General features: G+C 48.1%; 23 protein-coding genes. 18 read left to right on the top strand and 5 right to left on the bottom strand.

The window, feature by feature from the left end; all coding sequences use genetic code 11:
• The first annotated feature begins 59 nt into the window (after nt 1-59).
• From fdnG to V1499_RS21950, 10 genes are all read left to right on the top strand, one after another.
• Nucleotides 60-3,032 (top strand): formate dehydrogenase-N subunit alpha, encoded by a 2,973-nt coding sequence (gene fdnG / locus V1499_RS21995; RefSeq protein WP_409276363.1) that lies wholly within the window; start codon nt 60-62, stop codon nt 3,030-3,032.
• A complete protein-coding gene (locus V1499_RS21990; RefSeq protein WP_409272588.1) occupies nt 3,032-3,859 on the top strand; it encodes a 4Fe-4S dicluster domain-containing protein in 828 nt (275 codons plus the stop codon). The genes fdnG and V1499_RS21990 overlap by 1 nt, the downstream gene beginning before the upstream one ends.
• Nucleotides 3,852-4,574 carry a formate dehydrogenase subunit gamma gene (locus V1499_RS21985; RefSeq protein ID WP_409272587.1) on the top strand — a complete coding sequence of 241 codons (723 nt, stop codon included), beginning with the start codon at nt 3,852-3,854 and terminating at the stop codon, nt 4,572-4,574. Before V1499_RS21990 ends, V1499_RS21985 begins: the two co-directional genes overlap by 8 nt.
• Nucleotides 4,575-4,765: 191 nt before the next feature.
• Entirely contained in the window at nt 4,766-5,575 is an 810-nt protein-coding gene (locus V1499_RS21980) for a formate dehydrogenase accessory protein FdhE (RefSeq protein WP_409272586.1), read from the top strand.
• 38 nt (nt 5,576-5,613) lie between these two features.
• On the top strand, nt 5,614-6,219 hold the full coding sequence (locus V1499_RS21975; protein WP_409272584.1) for a molybdenum cofactor guanylyltransferase: 606 nt from the start codon (nt 5,614-5,616) through the stop codon (nt 6,217-6,219).
• Between the two features lie 31 nt (nt 6,220-6,250).
• Nucleotides 6,251-7,483, top strand: a complete 1,233-nt coding sequence (gene glp / locus V1499_RS21970; protein ID WP_409272583.1) for a gephyrin-like molybdotransferase Glp — start codon at nt 6,251-6,253, stop codon at nt 7,481-7,483.
• Nucleotides 7,484-7,495: 12 nt separating this feature from the next.
• The gene (locus tag V1499_RS21965) at nt 7,496-9,415 is read left to right on the top strand and encodes a molybdopterin biosynthesis protein (RefSeq protein ID WP_409272582.1); all 1,920 of its coding nucleotides are present in this window, start codon (nt 7,496-7,498) and stop codon (nt 9,413-9,415) included.
• Between the two features lie 72 nt (nt 9,416-9,487).
• Nucleotides 9,488-9,949, top strand: a complete 462-nt coding sequence (locus V1499_RS21960) for a molybdenum cofactor biosynthesis protein MoaE (RefSeq protein WP_409272580.1) — start codon at nt 9,488-9,490, stop codon at nt 9,947-9,949.
• Entirely contained in the window at nt 9,942-10,175 is a 234-nt protein-coding gene (gene moaD, locus V1499_RS21955) for a molybdopterin converting factor subunit 1 (protein WP_409272579.1), read from the top strand. Before V1499_RS21960 ends, moaD begins: the two co-directional genes overlap by 8 nt.
• A 136-nt stretch (nt 10,176-10,311) precedes the next feature.
• Nucleotides 10,312-11,331 carry a thiazole biosynthesis adenylyltransferase ThiF gene (locus V1499_RS21950; protein ID WP_409272577.1) on the top strand — a complete coding sequence of 340 codons (1,020 nt, stop codon included), beginning with the start codon at nt 10,312-10,314 and terminating at the stop codon, nt 11,329-11,331.
• Nucleotides 11,332-11,546: 215 nt separating this feature from the next.
• On the opposite strand, the gene V1499_RS21945 is transcribed toward V1499_RS21950, so the two are convergent.
• Nucleotides 11,547-11,870, bottom strand: a complete 324-nt coding sequence (locus V1499_RS21945; RefSeq protein ID WP_409272575.1) for a general stress protein — start codon at nt 11,868-11,870, stop codon at nt 11,547-11,549.
• A 165-nt stretch (nt 11,871-12,035) separates the two neighbouring features.
• Between V1499_RS21945 and V1499_RS21940 the strand changes: the two genes are divergently transcribed.
• The 4 genes from V1499_RS21940 to V1499_RS21925 all read left to right on the top strand — a co-directional run bounded on the left by V1499_RS21940 (nt 12,036) and on the right by V1499_RS21925 (nt 14,000).
• Complete coding sequence (locus V1499_RS21940; protein ID WP_409276362.1) at nt 12,036-12,713, top strand: uracil-DNA glycosylase; 678 nt, start codon at nt 12,036-12,038, stop codon at nt 12,711-12,713.
• 94 nt (nt 12,714-12,807) lie between these two features.
• Nucleotides 12,808-13,185 (top strand): DUF1259 domain-containing protein, encoded by a 378-nt coding sequence (locus V1499_RS21935; protein WP_409272574.1) that lies wholly within the window; start codon nt 12,808-12,810, stop codon nt 13,183-13,185.
• A 155-nt stretch (nt 13,186-13,340) separates the two neighbouring features.
• On the top strand, nt 13,341-13,613 hold the full coding sequence (locus tag V1499_RS21930) for a YwdI family protein (protein WP_409272573.1): 273 nt from the start codon (nt 13,341-13,343) through the stop codon (nt 13,611-13,613).
• A gap of 15 nt (nt 13,614-13,628) precedes the next feature.
• On the top strand, nt 13,629-14,000 hold the full coding sequence (locus tag V1499_RS21925) for a DUF423 domain-containing protein (protein ID WP_409272571.1): 372 nt from the start codon (nt 13,629-13,631) through the stop codon (nt 13,998-14,000).
• 64 nt (nt 14,001-14,064) lie between these two features.
• Here V1499_RS21925 and gerQ read toward each other — a convergent pair whose 3' ends face one another.
• Together gerQ and hemQ are read right to left on the bottom strand one after the other, a co-directional pair.
• Nucleotides 14,065-14,601, bottom strand: a complete 537-nt coding sequence (gerQ, locus tag V1499_RS21920) for a spore coat protein GerQ (RefSeq protein WP_409272569.1) — start codon at nt 14,599-14,601, stop codon at nt 14,065-14,067.
• A gap of 219 nt (nt 14,602-14,820) precedes the next feature.
• On the bottom strand, nt 14,821-15,564 hold the full coding sequence (hemQ, locus tag V1499_RS21915) for a hydrogen peroxide-dependent heme synthase (protein WP_409272567.1): 744 nt from the start codon (nt 15,562-15,564) through the stop codon (nt 14,821-14,823).
• 376 nt (nt 15,565-15,940) lie between these two features.
• On the opposite strand from hemQ, the gene pta reads away from it, so the two are divergent.
• The gene (gene pta / locus V1499_RS21910) at nt 15,941-16,918 is read left to right on the top strand and encodes a phosphate acetyltransferase (protein WP_409272566.1); all 978 of its coding nucleotides are present in this window, start codon (nt 15,941-15,943) and stop codon (nt 16,916-16,918) included.
• A 386-nt stretch (nt 16,919-17,304) separates the two neighbouring features.
• Here the strand turns inward: pta and zupT are convergent, their stop codons facing one another.
• Complete coding sequence (zupT, locus tag V1499_RS21905; RefSeq protein WP_409272564.1) at nt 17,305-18,111, bottom strand: zinc transporter ZupT; 807 nt, start codon at nt 18,109-18,111, stop codon at nt 17,305-17,307.
• Between the two features lie 260 nt (nt 18,112-18,371).
• Here zupT and V1499_RS21900 point away from each other — a divergent pair, with 260 nt between their 5' ends.
• A complete protein-coding gene (locus V1499_RS21900) occupies nt 18,372-19,211 on the top strand; it encodes a biotin/lipoate A/B protein ligase family protein (RefSeq protein ID WP_409272563.1) in 840 nt (279 codons plus the stop codon).
• Between the two features lie 98 nt (nt 19,212-19,309).
• Here the strand turns inward: V1499_RS21900 and V1499_RS21895 are convergent, their stop codons facing one another.
• Entirely contained in the window at nt 19,310-20,110 is an 801-nt protein-coding gene (locus V1499_RS21895; RefSeq protein ID WP_409276361.1) for an RsfA family transcriptional regulator, read from the bottom strand.
• Between the two features lie 291 nt (nt 20,111-20,401).
• Here V1499_RS21895 and V1499_RS21890 point away from each other — a divergent pair, with 291 nt between their 5' ends.
• Nucleotides 20,402-20,623: a DUF1450 domain-containing protein gene (locus tag V1499_RS21890; RefSeq protein ID WP_409272561.1), complete on the top strand. Its 222-nt coding sequence runs from the start codon at nt 20,402-20,404 to the stop codon at nt 20,621-20,623.
• A gap of 223 nt (nt 20,624-20,846) precedes the next feature.
• A complete protein-coding gene (locus V1499_RS21885; RefSeq protein WP_409272560.1) occupies nt 20,847-22,145 on the top strand; it encodes an HD domain-containing protein in 1,299 nt (432 codons plus the stop codon).
• Nucleotides 22,146-22,197 lie beyond the last annotated feature (52 nt).

Raw genomic sequence — 22,197 nt, 5'->3', positions numbered from 1 at the left:
TTAGGGGCAATAGGGATGCTCTAGGTTAATTAAGGGAAGGAGACACAGAGATGGTTGAAATCAACCTGAACCGCCGGCAATTTTTAAAATTGTCAGGCGCCACAGCGGCCACATTGGCCATCGTTGAGCTGGGCTTTGATGAAAAATCAGCCTATGCGAAATCGAAGGAATTCAAAATTGCCAAATCAAAAGTAACACCAACCATTTGCTGCTATTGCGGCGTAGGATGCGGAATCCTTGTCCATACAAAAGACAACACCGTTGTGTATACAGAGGGGGATCCCGACAACCCGATCAACGAAGGAAAGCTTTGCTCAAAAGGAACAACTTTAAGGCAGCTTTACACTTCTGAAAAGCGTCTTACAAAGCCATTGTACCGCGCGCCGGGCAGCGAGACGTGGGAAGAAAAAGAATGGGAATGGATGTATGACACAATCGCTAGGCGCGTCAAGGAAACACGTGACGCTTCTTTCGTGGAAAAAGAAAACGGAATGTTTGTAAATAAAACAGAGCGAATTGCGAGTATGGGCGGAGCGGCGCTCGACAACGAAGAGTGCTATTTGCTTGCGAAAATGATGAGAGGGCTTGGCGTCGTTTATCTCGAACACCAGGCGCGAATATGACATAGTTCTACGGTTGCCGGTCTGGCACCTACATTTGGTCGTGGAGCAATGACTAACCATTGGAATGATCTGCAATATACCGATTGTGCTCTAATCATGGGAGCCAACCCTGCTGAAAACCATCCGATTTCATTCAGGTGGCTGACGAAGGCAAGGGAAAAAGGAGCGAAAATTGTTTCGGTTGACCCGCGCTACACAAGGTCTTCCGCAATGGCAGATGTTTACGCACCGCTTCGTTCCGGTACAGACATCGCTTTTCTTGCAGGAATGATCAATTATGCAATCGATAACAATTTGATCCACAAAGAGTATGTTGCTAAATATACAAATGCTTCATTCATCCTTAAAGACAGCTATGAATTCAATGATGGCCTCTTCTCAGGCTATGATGAAGCAAAGCGCAGCTATGACAAAACAAAATGGGCGTTCGAGACAGATGAAGAAGGAAAGCCGGTCAAAGACCTGGCCCTTGAACATCCACGTTCGGTTTTCCAAATGATGAGAAAGCATTATTCCCGTTACACAATTGATAAAATTGTTGAAACAACTGGGACTCCTAAGGAAGACTTCCTAAAGGTTTGCGAGGCGTTCTGTTCTACTGGCAAGGTAGGCAAATCAGGCGTCATCATGTATGCAATGGGCATCACCCAGCATACGGTCGGCTCGCAAAACGTCCGTGCGATGGCGATACTGCAGCTTCTTCTCGGCAATGTCGGCATTCCTGGAGGCGGCCTTGCAGCAATGCGCGGTGAATCAAACGTACAGGGATCGACAGACTTCGCCCTTCTTTACGCAGACCTGCCTGGTTACGTCGGAGCACCAAAAGCAACTGTCCCTGAACATGCCACTCTCGCAGGGTACAACGAAAAAGAAACGCCAAAAACAGGCTACTGGAGCAATAAGCCTAAATTCTTGGTCAGCATGCTGAAGGCTTGGTACGGCCCGAATGCAACTAAGGAAAATGAGTTCTGCTATCAGTATCTGCCAAAAGGAAATAAAAACTATTCCCATATCAACCTGTTCCATGCCATGTATAACAAGGGAATCGATGGATTGTTCCTATTCGGGACCAACCCTGTTGTAGGGGGACCTAATGCCGGCAAAGAGAAAGAATCGCTTGCCAACCTGAAATGGCTTGTAGCAGTTGATTTGTGGGAAACAGAATCGTCTGCATTCTGGAAAAAGGAAGCTGGCGCGGATCCAAATAAAATTGCAACAGAAGTATTCCTGCTCCCAGCATCCTCTTCATTTGAAAAAGAAGGGTCAGTATCGAACAGCTCGCGCTGGATGCAATATCGCTGGAAGGCAATCGATTCAAGGGGAGAAGCAAAGGCAGACCTTGAAATCATCCATGAGTTTGCAACAAGGATCAAGGCGCTTTACAAAAATGAAAATACACCGGCTGCCAAGCCAATCAACGCTCTTTATTGGAACTTTGGCGAAGGAAGCCATCCCGATATCGACCTTGTCTGTAAGGAAATCAACGGTTATGACCTTACAACCGGCCAGCTGCTGCCTGGCTTTGGCAAGTTGATGGACGATGGAACAACTTCAAGCGGAAACTGGATTTATTCCGGCTTCTATCCTGAAGAAGGAAAGAACCGCGCGAAAAACCGTGATGCGAAAACAGGCGGCCCTAACTTCCTGAACTGGTCCTATGCGTGGCCGATGAATCGCCGTATCATTTATAACCGTGCTTCGGCTGATCCGCAAGGCAATTCGTGGAGCAAGGACAAGGAGGTCATCCATTGGGATGCCATCCAGAATAAATGGGTCGGAAACGATGTACCTGACTTTGTAGTCGACAAGGCGCCATCTGATCCGGGCGGACAAAACCCATTTATCATGCTGAAGGATGGAGTCGCTGGGATTTTTGCAGGCTTGAATGAAGGTCCTTTCCCTGAGCATTATGAGCCATTTGAGAGTCCTATTGCCAATATGTTCTCGAAACAGAATTTAAACCCTGCTGTCCAAATCTTTGAAGGTGACTTTAACCTTAAAGGTGATAACAAGGATTTCCCGATTGTCGCTACAACCTATCGGGTGAGCGAACATTGGCAGTCCGGATCGATGACACGGAACCAGCAATGGCTGTCCGAGCTAGTGGGCCATATGTTTATAGAAATCAGTGAAGAGCTGGCAAAAGAAAAGGGCATCAAGAATAAGGACAAAGTAATCGTTACCTCGGCCCGTGGAGAAGTTGAAGCCTACGCCATGGTAACGAAACGTTTCAAGCCATATACGATCAAAGGCAAAAAGGTCCACCAGATCGGCATGCCTTGGCATTTTGGTTACAAAGGGTACGCAACAGGGGATTCGGCAAACCATTTGACACCGCATATCGGCGATGCCAATACGACCATTCCTGAGTATAAAGCATTCCTTTGCGACGTAAGGAGGAAAGGCTAATGCCGGAATTTGTAAAATATGTTGATGTCACTAAATGTGATGGATGCCGTGCCTGTATGGTGGCCTGCAAGAACTGGAATGACCTTCCTGCAGAGGAAACAGACTTCCTGGGCAGCGTACAATCACATCCAAAGGTAACAGCTGATACATGGAATGTTTTGCAATACATTGAACATGAAAACTCAAAAGGCAATCTTGATTACCTGTTCCGCCACTCTTCATGCTTCCATTGCACAGACGCGGCCTGTGAAAAAGTCTGCCCTGAGAATGCAATCTCCTACACTGAATTTGGGACAGTTGTCATTGACCAGGAGAAGTGTGTAGGATGCGGATATTGTGTCCAGAACTGCCCGTTCGATGTTATTTCGTTAAAAACGTATATTGATAAAAACGGCAAGGAATATAAGAAATCTCATAAATGTACAATGTGTACCGACAGAATTGAAGAAGGACTCCAGCCAGCTTGTGTAACAACTTGCCACACAGGTGCGATGGAGTTTGGCAACAAGGATGAAATGATCCGCAAAGCTGAAAAGCGGGTGGCTGAAATCAAGGAACGCTATCCGAATGCGATGGTTTACAACCCAAAGGGGGTAGGCGGCACACATACCGTTTATGTGCTAGCTGAAAAGCCATCCGTTTACGGTCTGCCGGAAAACCCTAAAGTTCCGACTTCCGCTGTATTGTGGAAGGATTATGCCCAGCCAATCGGCAAAATGATGATTGGTGCGACAACAATGGCTGTCGTTGGCGCATTTATTACCAACAAGTTATTCAACAAGGAAGGGAAAGAGCATGACGAAGATGGAGGTGGAAGCAATGAGTAAGCCAATCAGGCCGGACGTTAAGGTAAGGCGTTTTTCAAAAGCATTCGTTTGGGCTCATGCTGTGAATGCCATTTCCTTCTTGGCCCTGTACATTACAGCCCTTCCGATGTATACAGAGTTTTTCGACTGGCTTTATCCGATTTTGGGCGGACCCGCAAACGCGCGGCTGCTTCACCGGATATTTGCGGTAACATTTATTATGCCGACTTTCATCTGGCTCATTTTTGATCCAAAGGGTTTTACGCGCTGGTTGAAGGAACTTGTCACTTGGAAAAAGAGGGATCTTCAATTCTTTACCGAATTCGTTAAAGAGCTGTTCGGTTTTAAGTCTAAGCATGTAAGACAACCATTCTTTAACGCCGGTGAAAAAATCAACTCGATTATCCAAATTGTCACGGCCATTCTTATTATCGGGTCTGGTTTTCTAATGTGGTTCCCGGATTTGTTCCCAAAAGCGGTCGTCCAATGGGGGTATTTCTTCCACAATGTCGGTTTTGGGCTTGCCATCGCGGTAGTTGTCGGCCACGTCTATTTGAGCGTGGTGCACAAGAGCTCCCGCCCTGGCTACACAGGCGTCATTACCGGCGAAGTTCCCGCCTGGTGGGCAAAGGACCACTATACGGAATGGTACGAAGAAGAAGTTAAAAACGGCAACTTCCCTGATCTTGATAAACTCACTAAACACAAAAAGACAAAACAAGACAAAGGCGCGTAAAAACCGCCGAAGGCCCGGAGTCCCCGGCTCGTGAAACTACACCAGATTAAAATGAAAAAGGGGATGGCTGTCTAATATGGACAGCCATTCCTGCTAAACAACCCGCTTGCCCTGAAAAAGACAGTTGGACCATATTTTAGGACGCGGGGTTGACATTGTAGTACCATTATACGAAAAGAGGTGCAACCGGAGTGAAAACATCCGTCGTCTCGAAAGATTATCAGAATTTGCACAAGGAAATTATTGGCCTGCAGGAAAAATGGAAAGAAAGCCTGGGCAATGAGGCAGCCACAATAAAAATTGATAAAGCGGCAATGAACTCTGGGGTGCCGGTAGCGGTACTCTCAATTTTTGATTTTGATATTCCACTATTTTTACAGTGGATAGAGGAAGTTAAAGGTTTATTGATCAAGAAAAATGATAAGATGGAAGAGAAGTTTGTTTTTTTAAACAATATAATGGACGAAAATATTGCGCGGCGCTGGATCGATGAGGCGCTTGCGTTTAATCATATTTATTTTCAGGGATTCGCGGAGGAGCACGGTTTAGAGGAATGGCTCCCACACTTCCTTGCAGAAACTGCCCTCCGTCCTTACCTGCAGCTAGCGGCTGAAAAAGCCCAGTCGGATATCCAAACAGGAATCCATGGAGCCGGATGCCCTGTATGCGGTGAACCAGCAAGGCTCGCGCAGCTTGAAGGGGAAGGAAAAAAGGAACTGCATTGCCCGCGTTGCCTGGCGCACTGGAATGATAAACGGGTCTCCTGTTCCCATTGCGGAAATGAAGATCATGAAACGATAAAGCTTATTACCGTGGAAGGCGATGCCGCATCCCAAATCCAGGTTTGTGAAAAGTGCCACGGCTATATTAAAATTGTTGATACGAGGCAGTTTATCAACAAGCCTTCCGCAGCCATGCTTGATTTGACAACACTTCATCTTGATTTTATCGCCCAGGAACAAGGATACGATACCGGCGGAAGCGGGGAAACGGAAAACTAAGGGGCCCGGGTAAAAACCGGACGGGAAGAAGGGATTCAATGAAAGCGGCGGCTATTCTATTATCCGGTGGAAAGTCAAGCAGGATGGGCACCAATAAGGCCCTTTTGAAAATAAACGAAAAAACGAATATTGAGAGAATACGAGACGAACTCCTTAAACTATTTGATGAGGTAATCCTTGTAACGAATGAACCGGAGGAGTATCGTTTCCTTCATTTGAAAACTGTAACAGACGAATATCCGGGAAGAGGGCCTTTGGCCGGCATCCATGCCGGTCTAAAGGCCTCCAGCTTTGATGCCAATCTCGTCGTTGCCTGCGACATGCCGTTTGTTTCCGCTGAACTTGCGGAGAACATGGTTAAGAACCTTGGGCATTATGACGCTGTCGTTCCTGTTATCGGGGGCAGGCAGCATCCCCTTTTTGCGGTTTATCAAAAGTGCATCATCGAAGTGGCTGAGGAGTGCATTGAAAAGGGTAGCCTTCGCCTGAAACAAATGTTTGAACACCTCGATGTCCTTTTTTTAACAGAGGAGGATTTGGAAACGTATTCAAATGGCTACTTGGAACGGATATTTTTTAATATGAACAACCCGGAGGAATATGAACTGGCCGTTCAACAGGCCAAAAAAGAAACATCCGGATAAGAGATTTGAGTGGAAAGAGAGGGTTAGGGAGATGCAATTTTTCAAAGTCAAAACAGTTGAGGAAACCTTTACACTGATCGATCAACATGTAAGGAAAGTCGGCGCTATTGAAAAAAAGTCGATAGAAGACGCGCTGGGCTGTATCCTTGCCGAAGATGTAACCGCCAGGGAAGATGTACCCGGCTTTGACCGGTCGACAGTTGACGGTTATGCGGTCAGGGCCGAGGATACGTTTGGTTCATCTGATTCGATGCCGGGTTTTTTGACTGTTGCCGGAGAGGTAAGGATGGGTGAGGCCGCCAGCGTCCCGGTTGGCTTTGGAGAAGCTGTCTACGTCCCTACGGGGGGAATGATGCCCCTTGGGAGCAATAGTGTCATCATGATTGAACATTGTGAAGAGATTGCCGGCCTTCTCAATACATACAGGCAAGTGGCGCCCGGGGAGAATGTCATCCGGGCGGGGGAAGATATCCGTAAAGGCGAACTTCTGCTCACTGAAGGGACAAGGTTACGGCCACAAGAAATCGGGGCCCTGGCATCACTGGGGATAACCGATGTCGTGGTCTACCGCGGCATAAAGGCTGGGTATATATCGTCAGGAGATGAAATTGTCCCGTTTGAAACCCCTGAATTAAAAATTGGCCAAATTCGTGATATAAATTATGTAACGATCGCAGGCCTTGCGAGGGATTGGGGAATTGACCTCATCTACGGGGGAATCGTACCCGATGATTATGAAGAATTCCGGTTAAAGGCATCCGAATTATTCAATCAAGTGGACTGCCTGATCGTTTCTGGCGGAAGTTCCGTTGGCGCGAAGGACTACACAACCGAAGTCATTCAGTCACTTGGCGAGCCAGGGGTATTTGTACACGGCATTTCCGTGAAGCCGGGCAAGCCTACAATTCTCGCGATGGCGGGGGATAAGCCCGTGATCGGGCTCCCGGGGCATCCTGCATCTGCGATGATTATTTTCCGGCTTTTCGGCGAGCGTATTTTGAAAAAGCTTCAAGGAGAAAATGCCGAACACCGGCCAGACCGGATTTTTGCACGGATTACAAAAAACATTCCGTCGGCGCCAGGCCGATCCGATTATATACGGGTAAGGCTATTTGAGCAGGACGGGGAGTGGTGGGCAGATCCAATCATAGGAAAATCCGGCTTGATTACGACACTTGTGAAAAGCGGCGGGATTGTAGAAATCGTTTCCGAGAAAGAGGGCATCGCACAAGGCGAATACGTCCCGGTCATCGCAACAAGGTAGGGGGAATGGGATATGGACCAGAAACGGTATAAGCGAAAAATTTATCTCGAAGACAAGCCGAGAGCCCAGGCGCGTGAGGAACTGCTTGCCGCGTTTGGCCTGCCGCCGCAAAAGGAATTGATCAAAGTCGAGGACGGCCTTGGCAGGATTACAGCTGCACCGGTTTTCGCACTCGCATCCATGCCCCATTACCATGCTTCAGCGATGGATGGGATTGCCGTAAATGCCGCCGATACGTATAGAGCGCATGAACAAAATCCGCTAAGGCTTACGTATGGTGAACAATTTGTTTATGTTGATACGGGCAATGCGATTCCCGCCCAGTATAATGCGGTCATTATGATCGAAAATGTCAATGTGGTCGATGACCAGACGCTCGAAATAATTGAACCGGCGACACCTTGGCAGCATATTCGGCCGATTGGCGAGGATATCGTCCAGGAAGAAATGATTTTTCCGCAGGGCCACAAGCTTCGCCCTGCCGACTTAGGTTCACTGCTAGCTGCGAGAATCACAGAAATTGAAGTAGTAAAGAAACCAGTTGTCGCCATTATCCCGACAGGCAATGAACTCATCGAAGTAACCGAAGAGCCTGTTTCGGGTAAAATCATTGAGTTTAATGGCACTGTCTTTGCCAATTTCGTCAAAGAATGGGGTGGTGAACCCCGTTTGACGGGTATTGTAAAAGATGAGCCAGAAAAAATAAAGGAAGCGCTTCTCGAGGCAGCTGAAACATCCGATATTATCGTCATCAACGCCGGATCTTCTGCCGGGTCGAAGGATTTTACCGTCCATATCATCGCGGAAATCGGCACGGTCTTTACCCACGGTGTGGCGGCGAGGCCGGGTAAGCCGGTCATTTTGGGAAAAATAAATGAAAAACCCGTTGTCGGCGTGCCTGGCTATCCGGTTTCAGCCTATTTGGCACTTGAATGGTTCGTGAGGCCCTTGATTTGCAGATATTTGCAAATCCCCGAGCCAAAGCGGCAAACAATCAAAGTGAAGCTTGGAAGGCGAATTGTCTCGACGATGGGCCAGGAAGACTTCATCAGGGTGAACATCGGCAATGTAAACGGACAATATGTCGCCAATCCGCTTACAAGGGCGGCGGGCGTAACGATGTCTTATGTCCGCGCCGACGGCCTCCTCGTCGTACCTGCGGATGTGCTCGGGTACGAACAAGGGGAAACAGCTGAAGCTGAGCTTTTAATGCCGCTTGAGGAAGTTACAAACAGCATTGTATTCAACGGCAGCCATGATTTGACAATCGACCTTTTATCTTCACAAATCAAACGGGAACGCACTGACATGAAAATCATCTCCTCCCATGTCGGCAGTATGGCCGGGTTAATGGCAATCCGGAAAGGAGAGGCCCATGTCGCGGGAATCCACTTGCTTGACCCCGATACGGGAGAATACAACCTTTCGTATGTGAAAAAGCTGCTCGATGGCATGGACATTGTCCTTTTTCCATTCTTGAGGAGAAAGCAGGGCTGGTTCGTCCAGGAAGGAAATCCGCTTAGCATTCAGTCGGTTGAAGATATAGCCGCAAAAAATGCCCATTTCGTTAATCGACAAAGGGGAGCCGGTACACGAATTCTCTTTGATCTGCTTTTAAAAGAGGCGGGGCTTGCTCCCGAAAACATCACCGGCTACAGCCGGGAAATGTTCTCGCATCTCAGTGTCGCCGCGGAAGTAAAAGGGAATCCCGATTCGGTCGGGCTTGGTATTTTCCCAGCGGCAAAGGCGATGGGGCTTTCATTTATTCCGGTTGCGGATGAAGAATATGATTTGGTTATGACAAAGGAATTTTTCGAGAGTGAAAAAGGCAGGTTGCTTGTTTCCGTGATTCAATCAGAAGAATTCAGGCGAAGTGTTAATCAAATTGGCGGCTATGAAGTTGTCGCAGGCGCGGCCCCGAAAATAGGCTGATATAAAGGGCTGCTTTTTAATAACCATGGGAGGCGCTTTGGAGCGCTTCCGTATGTCAATGGAGGCGGAAGCATGTTTGAAATCTCAAAGGTACCAATTGATATCCAGACTGTGATTGACAAGGTTGTCCAGCGGGAAGCTGGGGCAATTACTACATTCATTGGAACGGTCCGGGAGCTGACCCATGGCAAAAAAACGCTTTACCTTATTTATGAAGCTTATGAAGCGATGGCCGTGAAAAAGCTTGAGCAAATCGGCCGGGAAATCGAGGAACGTTGGCCAGGCGCCAAAGTGGCCATCAGCCATCGTGTCGGCAAACTGGATATTACCGATATCGCAGTCGTCATTGCCGTTTCAACTCCACACCGCGCCGATGCCTATGAAGCGAATCGTTATGCGATTGAGCGTATCAAAGAAATAGTCCCGATTTGGAAAAAGGAGCATTGGGAGGACGGAGAAGAGTGGGTCGGCAACCAGCTTGAAACGGTCCCCTACCCGACAGGTAAGCCCGAGGAAGGTGATTTGAATGAATAAAGTCATGTTTTTTGCCCATTTGCGCGATGCAGCCGGTGCTGATTCAATTACGGTCGATGCAGCGGGCAAGACAGTTGCTGAATTGAAGGCGGAACTTTCCAAAAAATACAATCTGCCAAAAATGGATACAGTCATGGCAGCGATTAACGAGGAATTTTCATCAAATGAAGAAACGATTAATGAGGGTGATGTTATCGCCTTCATTCCTCCTGTAAGCGGAGGCTGATTAGGCGGGTTTAATCATTGGGAAGGGCTTCTGCTGTGGAGCCCTGTCCTTTTGTCTTTAGGCTAACAGGAGCAAGTCTCCATCTGAAATTCCAGTTAGGAAGAGCGCAGTTGGGGGACAAGAAAGGGGAAAGAGCATGGCAGAGCGGTATTCAAGGCAGATTCTTTTTCCCGGGATTGGCAGAGAGGGCCAGGAAAAAATTCGTTCCAAACATGTTTTGCTTGTAGGGGCGGGCGCGCTTGGTTCGGGAAATGCTGAAATACTTACCAGGGCTGGGATCGGGAAACTGACGATCATCGACAGGGATTATGTCGAAGAGAGCAATCTTCAGCGCCAGCAGCTGTATACCGAAGAAGATGTACTACAAAAACTTCCGAAGGCCGCCGCTGCTGAGAAAAGGCTTCGGGCCATTAACCGCGATGTTGAAATAGAAGCAATCATAGGCGATGCTACTCCTGAAGTGCTGGAAGAGCTGGCAAATGGAATCGATTTGATCATCGACGCTACCGATAATTTTGAAACAAGGATGGCTATCAACGATGTCTCCCAGAAATACAGAATTCCATGGATTTACGGCGCATGTGTCGGCAGCCACGGAATGAGCTTTACAATCCTGCCGGGAACGACTCCATGCCTGAATTGCCTTTTGAGGACAATCCCGCTTCAGGGCCTCACGTGCGATACTGGAGGAATCATCGGTCCAGCCGTCCAAATGGCCATTTCCCACCAGTCTGCCGAAGCGCTGAAAATCCTTGTCGAGGATTGGGATGCAGTGCGGTCCACGTTTGTAAGCTTTGATTTGTGGCGGAATGAGTATATTGCCATGAAAATGTCAAAGGCGAAATTTTCAGGATGCCTCTCTTGTGGGGAACATCCTACCTACCCGTACTTGGACAAGGAAAACATGACCAAAACGACCGTGCTGTGCGGGCGGGACACGGTTCAAATCCGCCCATCCGCCCAAGGGGAACTGTCGCTGGAAAAGCTCGCTTCCCAGCTTGGCTCTCTCGGTTATGAGGTAAAGGGCAATCCCTACCTCCTATCGGTTGAACTTGGGGAGGAGAGGATGGTCATTTTCAGGGATGGCCGGGCGCTCATACACGGAACGAAGGACCTCACACACGCTAAATCGGTATATCAACGAATTATGGGTTAAAAACAAAATGCGCAAGCGCCTTGTTCAGCCCCGACAAGCATAAGACGGGGCCCGCAGGACGGGCCTGCCCTCCGGAGGGAACCGGCTTATGACCTCGAGGGGCTAGGCGCTGGAGCTGGATTAATATAACTTATTTCGAGTTATCTACAATGTTCGATTTCGGAATTTCCTATGCAACGAAAAATCCCCGGAAATATGGTTTCCGGGGATTTCATTTACTTTTTGCAAGCTACTAGGACAAGGCGGCCCTCATCCAATACCTTCTCATAGCGGTCTGCCTCATCCGCGGTCAACCCCAACGATTCGAATTGGGATCGTAATTCATCGCCGCGTTTTTTAAAAACATTCGCCACCGAATCAATCAATCCCTGTTCCTTTAAGCCGACATCGCCAGCGCCGAGTGCATCCGTAAGATCTTCCTCGCGCTCCTTGTCATGGGCAAACAAATATACCTCATTTTTGGAAAAACCCTCCGTTGCAAGCAAAGCCAGCTTTTCCTTTGCTTGGACACCGTTCTCTACTACTTCTACTTTATACATTTCAACAGTCCTCCTTCGCATTTATTCACACAGTTTTTATATAACCTTTACCGTCGCCAGTAAACATGAAAATGCCTAAATCATCGTAGGATTTTCTTTTCGGATATGCGGGATGGTAGAATCATAGAAAAAAAGGGAATAGGAGGGCAAAGGAGGGTTACTATGCTGGAAAATACATTGCCGCCGAGCTGGTCGGATTTGCTTGGTGATGAATTTCAAAAAGAATACTTTCAAAGGTTGCGAGAGTTTTTAATAGAGGAATACCGTATAAAAACCGTCTACCCGGAATACAAGGATATATTCAACGCTCTGATGCTGACTGGATATGATGATGTGAAGGCGGTCATCCTTGGACAGGATCCGTACCATGGCCCGGGTCAAGCGCATGGCCTAAGCTTTTCTGTTAAACCGGGCATAAATCCGCCACCGTCGCTTAAAAACATATTCAAAGAATTATGTGATGACCTAGGCATTGAATCACCTGATCATGGCTACTTGCTAAAATGGGCCGAACAAGGCGTGCTTCTTTTGAACACAGTACTGACAGTGCGTAAAGGAGAGGCGAATTCCCATCGGGGTAAAGGCTGGGAACAATTTACGAACAGGGTGATCACCCTTTTGAACGAGCGGGATAAGCCAGTCGTTTTCATTCTATGGGGAAAGCCGGCCCAGGAAAAGCTAAGCCTGATTGATACTGCAAAGCACCCAATCATCCTATCGCCGCACCCGAGTCCTTTTTCGGCAAGGAAAGGGTTTTTTGGAAGCAGGCCTTTCTCTAAAACAAATGAATTATTGCGGTCTATCGGCCAGGAAGGAATTGATTGGCGGCTTCCCCCGCTTTAACTATCGCTAAATTTATTTTGAAAATAGACAAGCGTTTATGCAGAAAACCCCTCCCTTCATAGTCTAGTAAGGAACAGGAAGGGAGGGTTTAGATATGAGAGTAACTTGCCAGGATCTGGCCAATATCATTGGCGGGGTAGTTGTGACAACCCAAGGGGCATGCGTGGTACAGCGCAATAGGAATATCAATGCCACAATCCTTGGCAGGAGAACAAGATCCCCGCTCGCGCTGCCGTTTGCCCTTTCTTTTGAAAGGAATGGCCTGAATTTAGGAGAAACAGTCATCCTGCAAAGGGAAATCAATCCAATGCTTACTGCATTGAGAAAGCGGGGGCTGATTGTAACAGCTGTGCATAACCATTGGCTGTTTGATGAGCCGAGGATTATGTACATGCACTGGGAATGGGTCGGGGATGCGGTTGATTTCGCCGAGTTAAGTTTTGAAGCGGCCCTTGAAGCGGGATTGTTTTAAAAGAAGTACAGGCGTACGCGGGAAGGCTGAGGCCGATCATGGCACTTGGCCTCCTTGAGTTTGTTGCGGCCTTGGGAAGCGGGTAAGTGCGAATTCATGCTGAATCATGTAGAATGGAGGAGATGAGGAAGGCGCTGTTCGAAGGAGTGGATTTTTTGAACATACATATTGAAACGCTGTTGGCCAAAATAGAAGAAGAACTCACACTGGCCAAGGCTTCCAGAAAAGAAGAGGAACTGCGCGAGAAACTATATTCGATTAAAACCCTTTGCGAAGTCGCACTCAACGAAGGGTCCAAACCTGCTCAAAGGGAAGGGCGGCCATTAAGGGCTCAGCCAATTCCGGCGGCGGGATTTCAGGCTCCCCCCGGACAGGGGCAAAAGCTTGAGGATGATGAGGCAAACGGGGATTCGATTTTCGACTTTTAGAAAGAGGGTATTGGAATGAAAACCTTTATTATGATTGGTGCCATTAATGCGTTTCTGGCAGTGGCGCTAGGGGCGTTTGGAGCCCATGGATTGGAAGGGCGCGTCGCTCCGAAATACCTTGAGATATGGAAAACCGGTGTGCAGTACCAAATGTTCCATGCGGTAGGACTGCTCGTTATCGGCCTCCTTGCGGGCAAGTTCTCGGCAGGGTCACTTTTTACAACAGCCGGCTGGCTTATGCTTGCAGGCATTGTCCTGTTCAGTGGGAGCCTTTATGTACTGAGCCTCACGAAAATCAGCGTGCTTGGGGCAATTACGCCTCTTGGCGGTGTGGCATTCCTTGCTGCGTGGGTATTGATCATCGTTGGTGCGTCCAAGCATTTATAGTTCCAAAAATAAGGAGGACCGCAGTTACGGAAAGCGGACCTCCTTAAGCATATAAGGGCTTTTGTTAGCGCGGGGGAAAGGAGCTCAAAGCTGGCCCGCCTCCTGGGAAGGGAGGAGTATATTCAATCTCTTCGTCAAACGTAACGTAATCAAGGTAAACCATTAATAGCAGGTAGCGGGTTCCTGTTTGCGGATCGCTGAGGATAATGTGGTCGCGGCCGGCAGCTTCTATGATACCCTTGAATACCTGCTGCCTCCTCTGCCCATCCCTTGTCCCTTCAAATGTCATGTAGACTGTCGCTAGCTTTCCTTTGTTGAGGCGAAGGATATTCTCGATATACGACTCTTCAATTGGCAGCATTCCAGGCATCTGGGCCCCCGGGCTTTGCGGGATGTTAAAGCCGCCAGTGCCAGGCATGAATGGATAACCTCCCATTTGGCCTCCCATTTGACCTCCCATTTGACCCCCCATTTGGCCTCCCATTTGGCCTCCCATAGGCTGCTGTTGTTGTCCCGTTCCAGGGCCCATAGGCGCGCCCCCTGTTCCGGTGTAAGGCTGGAAACCTTGCTGTCCGGCTCCATAAGTACCGTAAGGATTCATTTCATTCCCTCCTCTAAAATAAGCATGGGGACTCTTCCGAAAGAAAAAGCTCATCCCCCTGCAAATTGCCGACTATCCACTATCCATGCCGGGGCTTGTAATGGCTTGGAAGTGAAGACTCGCTAATTGAACATATGAGGGTTGGAACCGGAATATGCCTCGGAAACAGTTAAAAGCCCCGGCCAAAGAGCGGCCGGGGCTTTGTAAATCTTATTTATTTTATACTTGCAGGAATGAGTTTACTCCTTCTTCTGTAAGAAGGTTGCCCACAAAGAAGGAGCCGAATTCCCCATAGCGGGCGCTTACTTCATCAAAGCGCATTTCATAAACAAGTTTTTTAAACTGAAGGACATCGTCCGAGAAAAGGGTGACGCCCCATTCGTAATCGTCGAAGCCAACCGATCCGGTAATCACTTGTTTTACCTTGCCTGCGTACTGGCGGCCAATCATGCCGTGGCTGTACATAAGCTTTTTTCGCTCCTCCATCGGAAGCATATACCAGTTGTCGTTGCCCTGGCGGCGCTTGTCCATCGGATAGAAGCACACATACTTCGCCTTTGGCAGCATTGGGTATAGCCGGGCGCGGACATGCGGGTTTTGATAAGGATCTTCGCTTTCGTGCAAATAATTGCTCAGTTCAACGACGGAAACATAGGAATGAGCCGGCACTGTATATTCCGCCAGCTTCGATTTGTTGAATTCTGTTTCGATTTCGTTCAGTTCTTCCATCGTCGGACGCAGGATCATCATCATGAAGTCGGCTTTCTGCCCAACGATCGTGTAGAGCGCGTGGCTGCCTTGTTCCATTTTCATTGTCGCGTTCCACTTTTCGACCAGACCGAGGAATTCATCTATAGCGGCCTGTCGTTCATCCGCAGGCGTCATTTTCCATGTAGTCCAATCCATACTCCTGAAATCATGCAAACAGTACCAGCCATCAAGCGTCTGTGCTGCTTCATTCATCGAAATCACTCCCCATTCATACTATCCATACACCAACCTACTATACCACAGTTTCACCCAATTGCCTTAAAACAAACCCTTATCCTGCCTGCCGTTTAAACTCCCCCCAAATAGGATAATTTAAAAAGTGTGTCATTTTAGCAAGACATAGCCAAATCAGTAAATAGTAGCTGTATTGTGCCTTGTGTCCGCATTTTATATTTTTCAAGAAAAAAGTCCATATGGGGTGGATAGTTCCTCTCTGTTTCAAGGTTTTTCTTTTTGTGCAATAAAGAACTGTGAATCGAACAACTTTGTGACGGGCGGCCTGTTTCCTTTGAATTTTGCCTACGGTAAAGTATCCTAAAGATGAGTGAATAGAAGGAGGAAGGCTAACGTGAGCGATTTATTTGAAGGTATTAAGCAGAAAATCTCCGGCCATAATTTGAGGATTGTATTCCCTGAAGGATTTGACGAAAGAATTCTTAAGGCAGCCGCGCGCCTGGCTGCGGATGGAATCCTCACTCCTGTCCTGATCGGCAATATTGAAGAACTGCAAGCAAGGGCAAAGGAACTGGACGTTTCCCTTGAGGCGGCTGAGATTTATGATCCAGCCAATTATTTAATGATGGACGAGCTTGTCGCCGCTTTTGTCGAGAGGAGAAAGGGGAAGGCCACCGAGGAAGATGCCCGCAAAATTCTGCTTGATGTGAATTACTTCGGTACAATGCTAGTCTATCTCAACAAAGCGGACGGGCTTGTCAGCGGTGCTGCACATTCCACAGCGGCAACAGTCAGGCCCGCCCTGCAAATTATCAAAACAAAGGAAGGCGTCAACAAGACATCTGGTGTTTTTCTCATGGTTCGCGATGATGAACAGTATGTCTTTGCCGATTGCGCAATCAATATTTCTCCGGATAGCCAGGACCTCGCCGAGATTGCGATCGAAAGCGCCAGGACAGCAAGGATGTTTGACATCGAACCGCGTGTTGCCATGCTGAGCTTCTCGACAAAAGGCTCGGCCCAATCGCCGGAAACCGAGAAGGTGATGGCTGCGGTAGAAGAGGCAAAGCGCCGCGACCCTCTTCTTATCATTGACGGGGAGTTCCAATTCGACGCGGCTTTTGTCCCTGAAGTGGCGATTGCCAAAGCCCCGGATTCCGTCCTGCAGGGCAATGCCAATGTTTTTGTATTCCCAAGCCTTGAAGCGGGGAATATCGGCTATAAAATCGCCCAGCGCCTAGGTGGCTTTGAAGCGGTCGGACCGCTGCTGCAAGGGCTGAACCGCCCTGTCAACGACCTGTCCCGCGGCTGCAGCACGGACGACGTCTACAACCTCGCACTGTTAACAGCCGCCCAAGCCTTAAGTAAATAGGACGCCCGCCTGTTCAATAGAGATTGCGTTCACTTCTTCAGGGGAACTCGATCGTGCCTGGTTTCCTTACAGAGGGCAGTGTTTGTGTTTGCGAAGTAAATTTTGAGTATAAAAAATCCCGGCTCCTTATTGGTGGCCGGGATTTGGTATTTGTTTAGGAAAATTTAAGATTGAACTTTGGGATTACCTCGAAATAAGTTATTGTAATCCAGCTCCAACGCCTAGCCCCTCGAGGTCATAAGCCGGTTCCCTCCGGAGGGCAGGCCCATCCTCGGAAATGCTCGCATTTCCCTCGTGCGTGGGCGAATTCAGGGATGCCATTCAGTGTCCTGCGGGCCCCGTCTTATGCTGGTCGGGGCTGCCCAAGGCGCTACCGCATTTTGTTCTTATATAAACAACAACAAACTAACCGCCATGACGGCCATCCCGGCAACCAGGCCGTAGATGGGTAGATGGGTTTCATCGTACTTCTTTGCGGCAGGGAGTAACTCATCTAGGGAAATAAAGACCATGATGCCGGCAACAGCCGCGAAAATGACCCCGAACATAATGTCATTCAGGAATGGCATAAGGAAAAAGTAGGCCGCCAAAGCCCCGATTGGCTCAGACAATCCCGAAAGGAAGGAAAGCTTGAACGCTTTTTTCTTATCCCCGGTTGCAAAATAAACGGGGACGGAAACAGCAATCCCTTCAGGAATGTTATGGATGGCGATGGCAATCGCAATCGCAACGCCAAGGGCCGGGTCCTGAAGCGCTGAGGTGAAAGTGGCAATTCCTTCGGGAAAGTTATGGATACCAATCGCCAGGGCGGTAAAGGTTCCCATTTTTAATAAAGCGGCGTCATTTACGGTTTTGCCCGGCTGCATTTCCTCAACCGTTTTTAACTCGTGTGGATTCCCCTGCTTTGGAATGAACCTGTCGATTAAGGCAATCAAAAGAATTCCCCCGAAAAAACCGCCTACAGTCGCCCAGTTTCCCGCCTGAACCCCTATGGCGGAGACAAGGGCTGTTTTTGCTTTTACAAAAATTTCTATCATCGATACATAAATCATCACTCCGGCCGAGAAACCAAGTGTGACTGAAAGGAATTTGGTATTCGTTCTCGATGTAAAGAAGGCCAATAAACTTCCGATTCCGGTTGCAAGGCCAGCGAATAATGTTAACCCTAATGCAAAGAGTACTTCCTGTGACATATCAAATTTCCCCTCTCAAAATAGGTATATATGGTTGTGGCGCTGGTAAAAGGGCGTGCCTTGTTAAACCACTATATGCACATAATTTAAAATGTTTCCTATGGTGAAGATTCTATCTGATAGTTAACTTATCTTGCAACTATTATTTTTCCCAAACCTAAAACATTGCTATTCATTCTGGAAGTTCAGCCTGGATATTTTCCAAGGCAGGCACTGTGATATAATAGGCAGCAGACTATTTGCAATGGAGGCATGCTTAGATGGACGAGGCTCTCTCGTTGCTCCGCCAGGATCAATGGCGGCTTATCGATCAATCGACTACAGGCATCCTCATGCCTGCCATACAATCCTTTGCCATTGATGACACGCTTTGCGCCTCTGTCGGAGCGCACCTCTCCCCAGCTACGGCACGGACCTGGGTCCACCGTGATACAGTCGTCCTCGGCATACAGGATACGAAACTGCCCTATCTCGTCGAAGGGCTGGAGTTTTTGCGCGCCCGGGGGTATACTCCCATCGTCCGGAATTCAGGCGGACTAGCGGTTGTACTGGATGAAGGCGTTCTAAATATTTCGCTTGTTTTTCCAGAAAAGGAAAGAGGCATTGATATAAATCGAGGCTACGATGCGATGTGGATGCTGATCAGGGAAATGTTCGCCGACTTTGGCAAGGATATTGAAGCGAGGGAGATTGTTGGCTCCTATTGCCCCGGCAGCTACGACTTGAGCATCGGAGGAAAGAAGTTTGCAGGGATTTCGCAGCGCAGGCTCAGAAGGGGCGTCGCGGTTCAAATTTATCTTAGCGTGGAAAACAGCGGCGGCAAGCGGGCGGAACTAATCAGGGATTTTTATTCACACGCGCTAAAAGGGGAACGATCGAAATTTGTTTTCCCGGAAGTTCAGCCGGGGGTGATGGCAAGCCTGTCAGAACTGTTTGAAACCCCATTGGCTGTGCAGGATATCATGCTTCGGCTAATGCTCAGCCTAAAGAGGAACGGCGGCCTTCTTTATTCGGGACAGCTGACTCCATATGAACATGAGCTGCTTCCTGGCTACCTTTCGAGGATTGCCGAACGGAATGCGCCATTAACAAAGCCGTAAACCATTTGGTCTACGGCTTTAAGAATGTATTGCCACACTCGCTCTCCAGTAAAGTATCTTTATTGTCTTCCTGTCAATGGTTTGCTATCTTCAGGCAGTCATTCAGCTATTTTCTCAAGATTTCCATTCCGGTCCATTTTGAATTTCGTCGCAGGACGTTCTTCTTCTTCAAAGAGGACAAGATTGCGTGCTTTGTTCATGATTTTGAGAAGTGTTTCGTAATCTTCCTGGATGACTCCGGTATTTTGCTCCAGGTCACGGATTTTCTCTTCCATATCCTCGTTTTGCCTGCGAAGGTTTGCAACTTCCCGTTTCAATCTTTCATTCTCGCTTTTCAGCGCCTCGACATGGACGCTTGAATTGTCATAGTTTTGCAAGAATGCAATGACCGCCTGCATTGTAAGGCCTTGCGGAGTGGCCTGCAAGCCAAAACCTGACGATGCGGATGCGGAAAATCTTGAAGATTGGGATTGGGCCACCGCGGGCTTTCCATTTAGTTCTTCAACCATTTTCTCAAGATCAAAAGATGCCGGCTGCTCGTTTGCGGGGCGATCCAATTCACTTGAAATTTCCATTTCCAAGCCCTTGTTAAGGCCTGCCACTTCAGGCTGGACTTCAATTGGGGGAGTATAAAGAAGCTTTTTCTTCCCTCCCAGGTCTTTTCCAAGCATCCTCTGCCGTTGTTTGCGTTGTTTTTTTGCAAGCTGCAGAGCTTTTTCATACGTGTGGCGGACAACAGCGTTCCACCGGAATCCGCAAGCCGCGGAAGTGCGGTTCAGTTTGTCCCCGACTTCCTCGAATGCATTAAGCTGCGTGCTTCCTTCCCTTACATGGCGGAGGACTGTTTCAGCCAACAGCAAATCATCCTCGGCCGTCCAGGCATCCTGGCGAACTTTCATGTCAAAACACTCCTTCTCACTATTTGTTTCTAAATTCATTTTTTCTGGCCTCCCTGTGCAAAAGAGTTCTAATTGATGCACCTAGTTGAATGTTTAATATTCCTATCAATATCATTGACACTTTTTTGAAGTTTTATACAGAGGATAAAAGGATAGTAGAGTACGAAGGCACAAGGAAAGTTCCGCCGGCCTGCTTGCATTGAATGGAAAGTAGCTGTAAAATACGTTAGGACCTTCTTTTGGCCGTTGATTCATTTACATAGATCGATTACTTGAAAGGATTTGAACGGAATGCCTAATGAATTCCGCGTGTGCGATGATTGCCAGGCAGTCAATCTGAAAACACTCATTCCGCGCCTGAAGCAGCTGGACCCTGATGCAAAAATAGACATCGGCTGCCAGTCCTATTGCGGACCGGGACGAAAAAAAACGTTTGCGTTTGTCAATAACCGCCCGCTAGCTGCCTTGAACGAAGACGAACTAATTGAAAAAGTTGTTAAGAAACTAAAATAATTGAACTGTACTCATCTTTGCAGAATCAGGCAAGGGTGATTTTTTTTTGAAATTCCTATACCTTCTACGTGGAATGGGGATTACTTCATCCTAAAAGCAAATTTTAGAGAAAAATACAAGAAGGAAACGTCGAAAATTGCTGTAGGTTTTTGCTGAAAGAGGGGTGATTCCCACCTGAAATGGGGATATAATAGAGACAAGTTAAGAGGGGCAGGGGTGCGAGATGGGAGCATTATCGGAAAAACTGAATGAAGAAAAAGTATTCAAGGATCCCGTCCATCGCTACGTCCATGTCCGTGATAAGATCATTTGGGACTTAATCGGGACGAAGGAATTTCAGCGGCTCAGGAGGATTAAACAGCTTGGGACGACTTTCCTGACATTCCATGGCGCCGAACACAGCCGCTTCAACCATTCCCTCGGCGTGTATGAAATCGTCAGGCGAATTGTCGACGATGTATTTGACGGAAGGCCTGAATGGGACGAAAGCGATCGGCTGCTTACGCTTTGTGCCGCGCTTCTCCACGACCTCGGACATGGGCCGTTTTCGCATGCGTTCGAGAAAGTCTTCAACCTTGACCATGAAGAATTCACCCGCGCCATCATCCTCGGCAATACGGAAGTAAATAAGATTCTCTCGAAAGCGGGCAGCGATTTTCCAAGGAACGTAGCGGAGGTCATCGCGAAAACCTCGGATAAAAAGCAGGTTATTAGCCTCATTTCAAGCCAGATTGATGCCGACAGGATGGATTATCTCCAGCGTGACGCCTATTTTACGGGTGTCAGCTACGGATTCTTCGATATGGAACGGATACTTCGCGTCATGCGGCCCCGCGAAGACCAGGTCGTTTTCAAACATAGCGGCATGCATGCCATTGAGGATTACATAATGAGCCGATACCAGATGTATTGGCAGGTTTATTTTCACCCCGTTTCGAGGGGGGCGGAGGTTATTTTGACGAAAATTCTCCATCGTGCGAAGGACCTCCACAGCCAGGGCTACGCTTTCAAAAATGAGCCGCTTCATTTTTATTCGATTTTTGAAGGAAACGTCGCACTTGAAGACTATATTAAGCTCGATGAATCGATTATCCTCTACTATTTTCAAATATGGCAGGAGGAAGAGGATTCCATCCTTAGCGACCTGTGCAGGCGTTTTGTGAACCGGAATTTGTTTAAGTTCGTAGAATTCGACCCGGCCAGGGAATACAAAAAGCTGGGAGAGTTGACCGGTTTGTTCCGAAAGGCTGGAATCGATCCGGATTATTATCTCGTGGTGGATTCATCCTCCGATTTGCCGTACGACTTTTACCGGCCGGGCGAGGAAGAGGAAAGGCTGCCAATCAACTTGTTAATGAAAAACGGCGATCTTCGGGAGCTTTCCCGGGAGTCGGCGATTGTGGAGGCCATCTCAGGTAAAAGAAGAACCGACCACAAACTATATTTTCCGGGGGACTTCCTGCTGGACGAATCCTCCAAAAAAAATATAAAAAAGCAGATTCGCAGCATTCTTGACTATTAGAAATGCCTTTGGGAAGGCCGTGGCCTCAGGGTTGCAGGCGATTTTTAAAAAG

Source organism: Neobacillus oceani (assembly GCF_046237595.1).
Classification (GTDB): domain Bacteria; phylum Bacillota; class Bacilli; order Bacillales; family Cytobacillaceae; genus Bacillus_D; species Bacillus_D oceani.
Note: the sequence above shows the minus strand (reverse complement) of the source record. Positions and strands in the feature narration are given on the sequence as shown.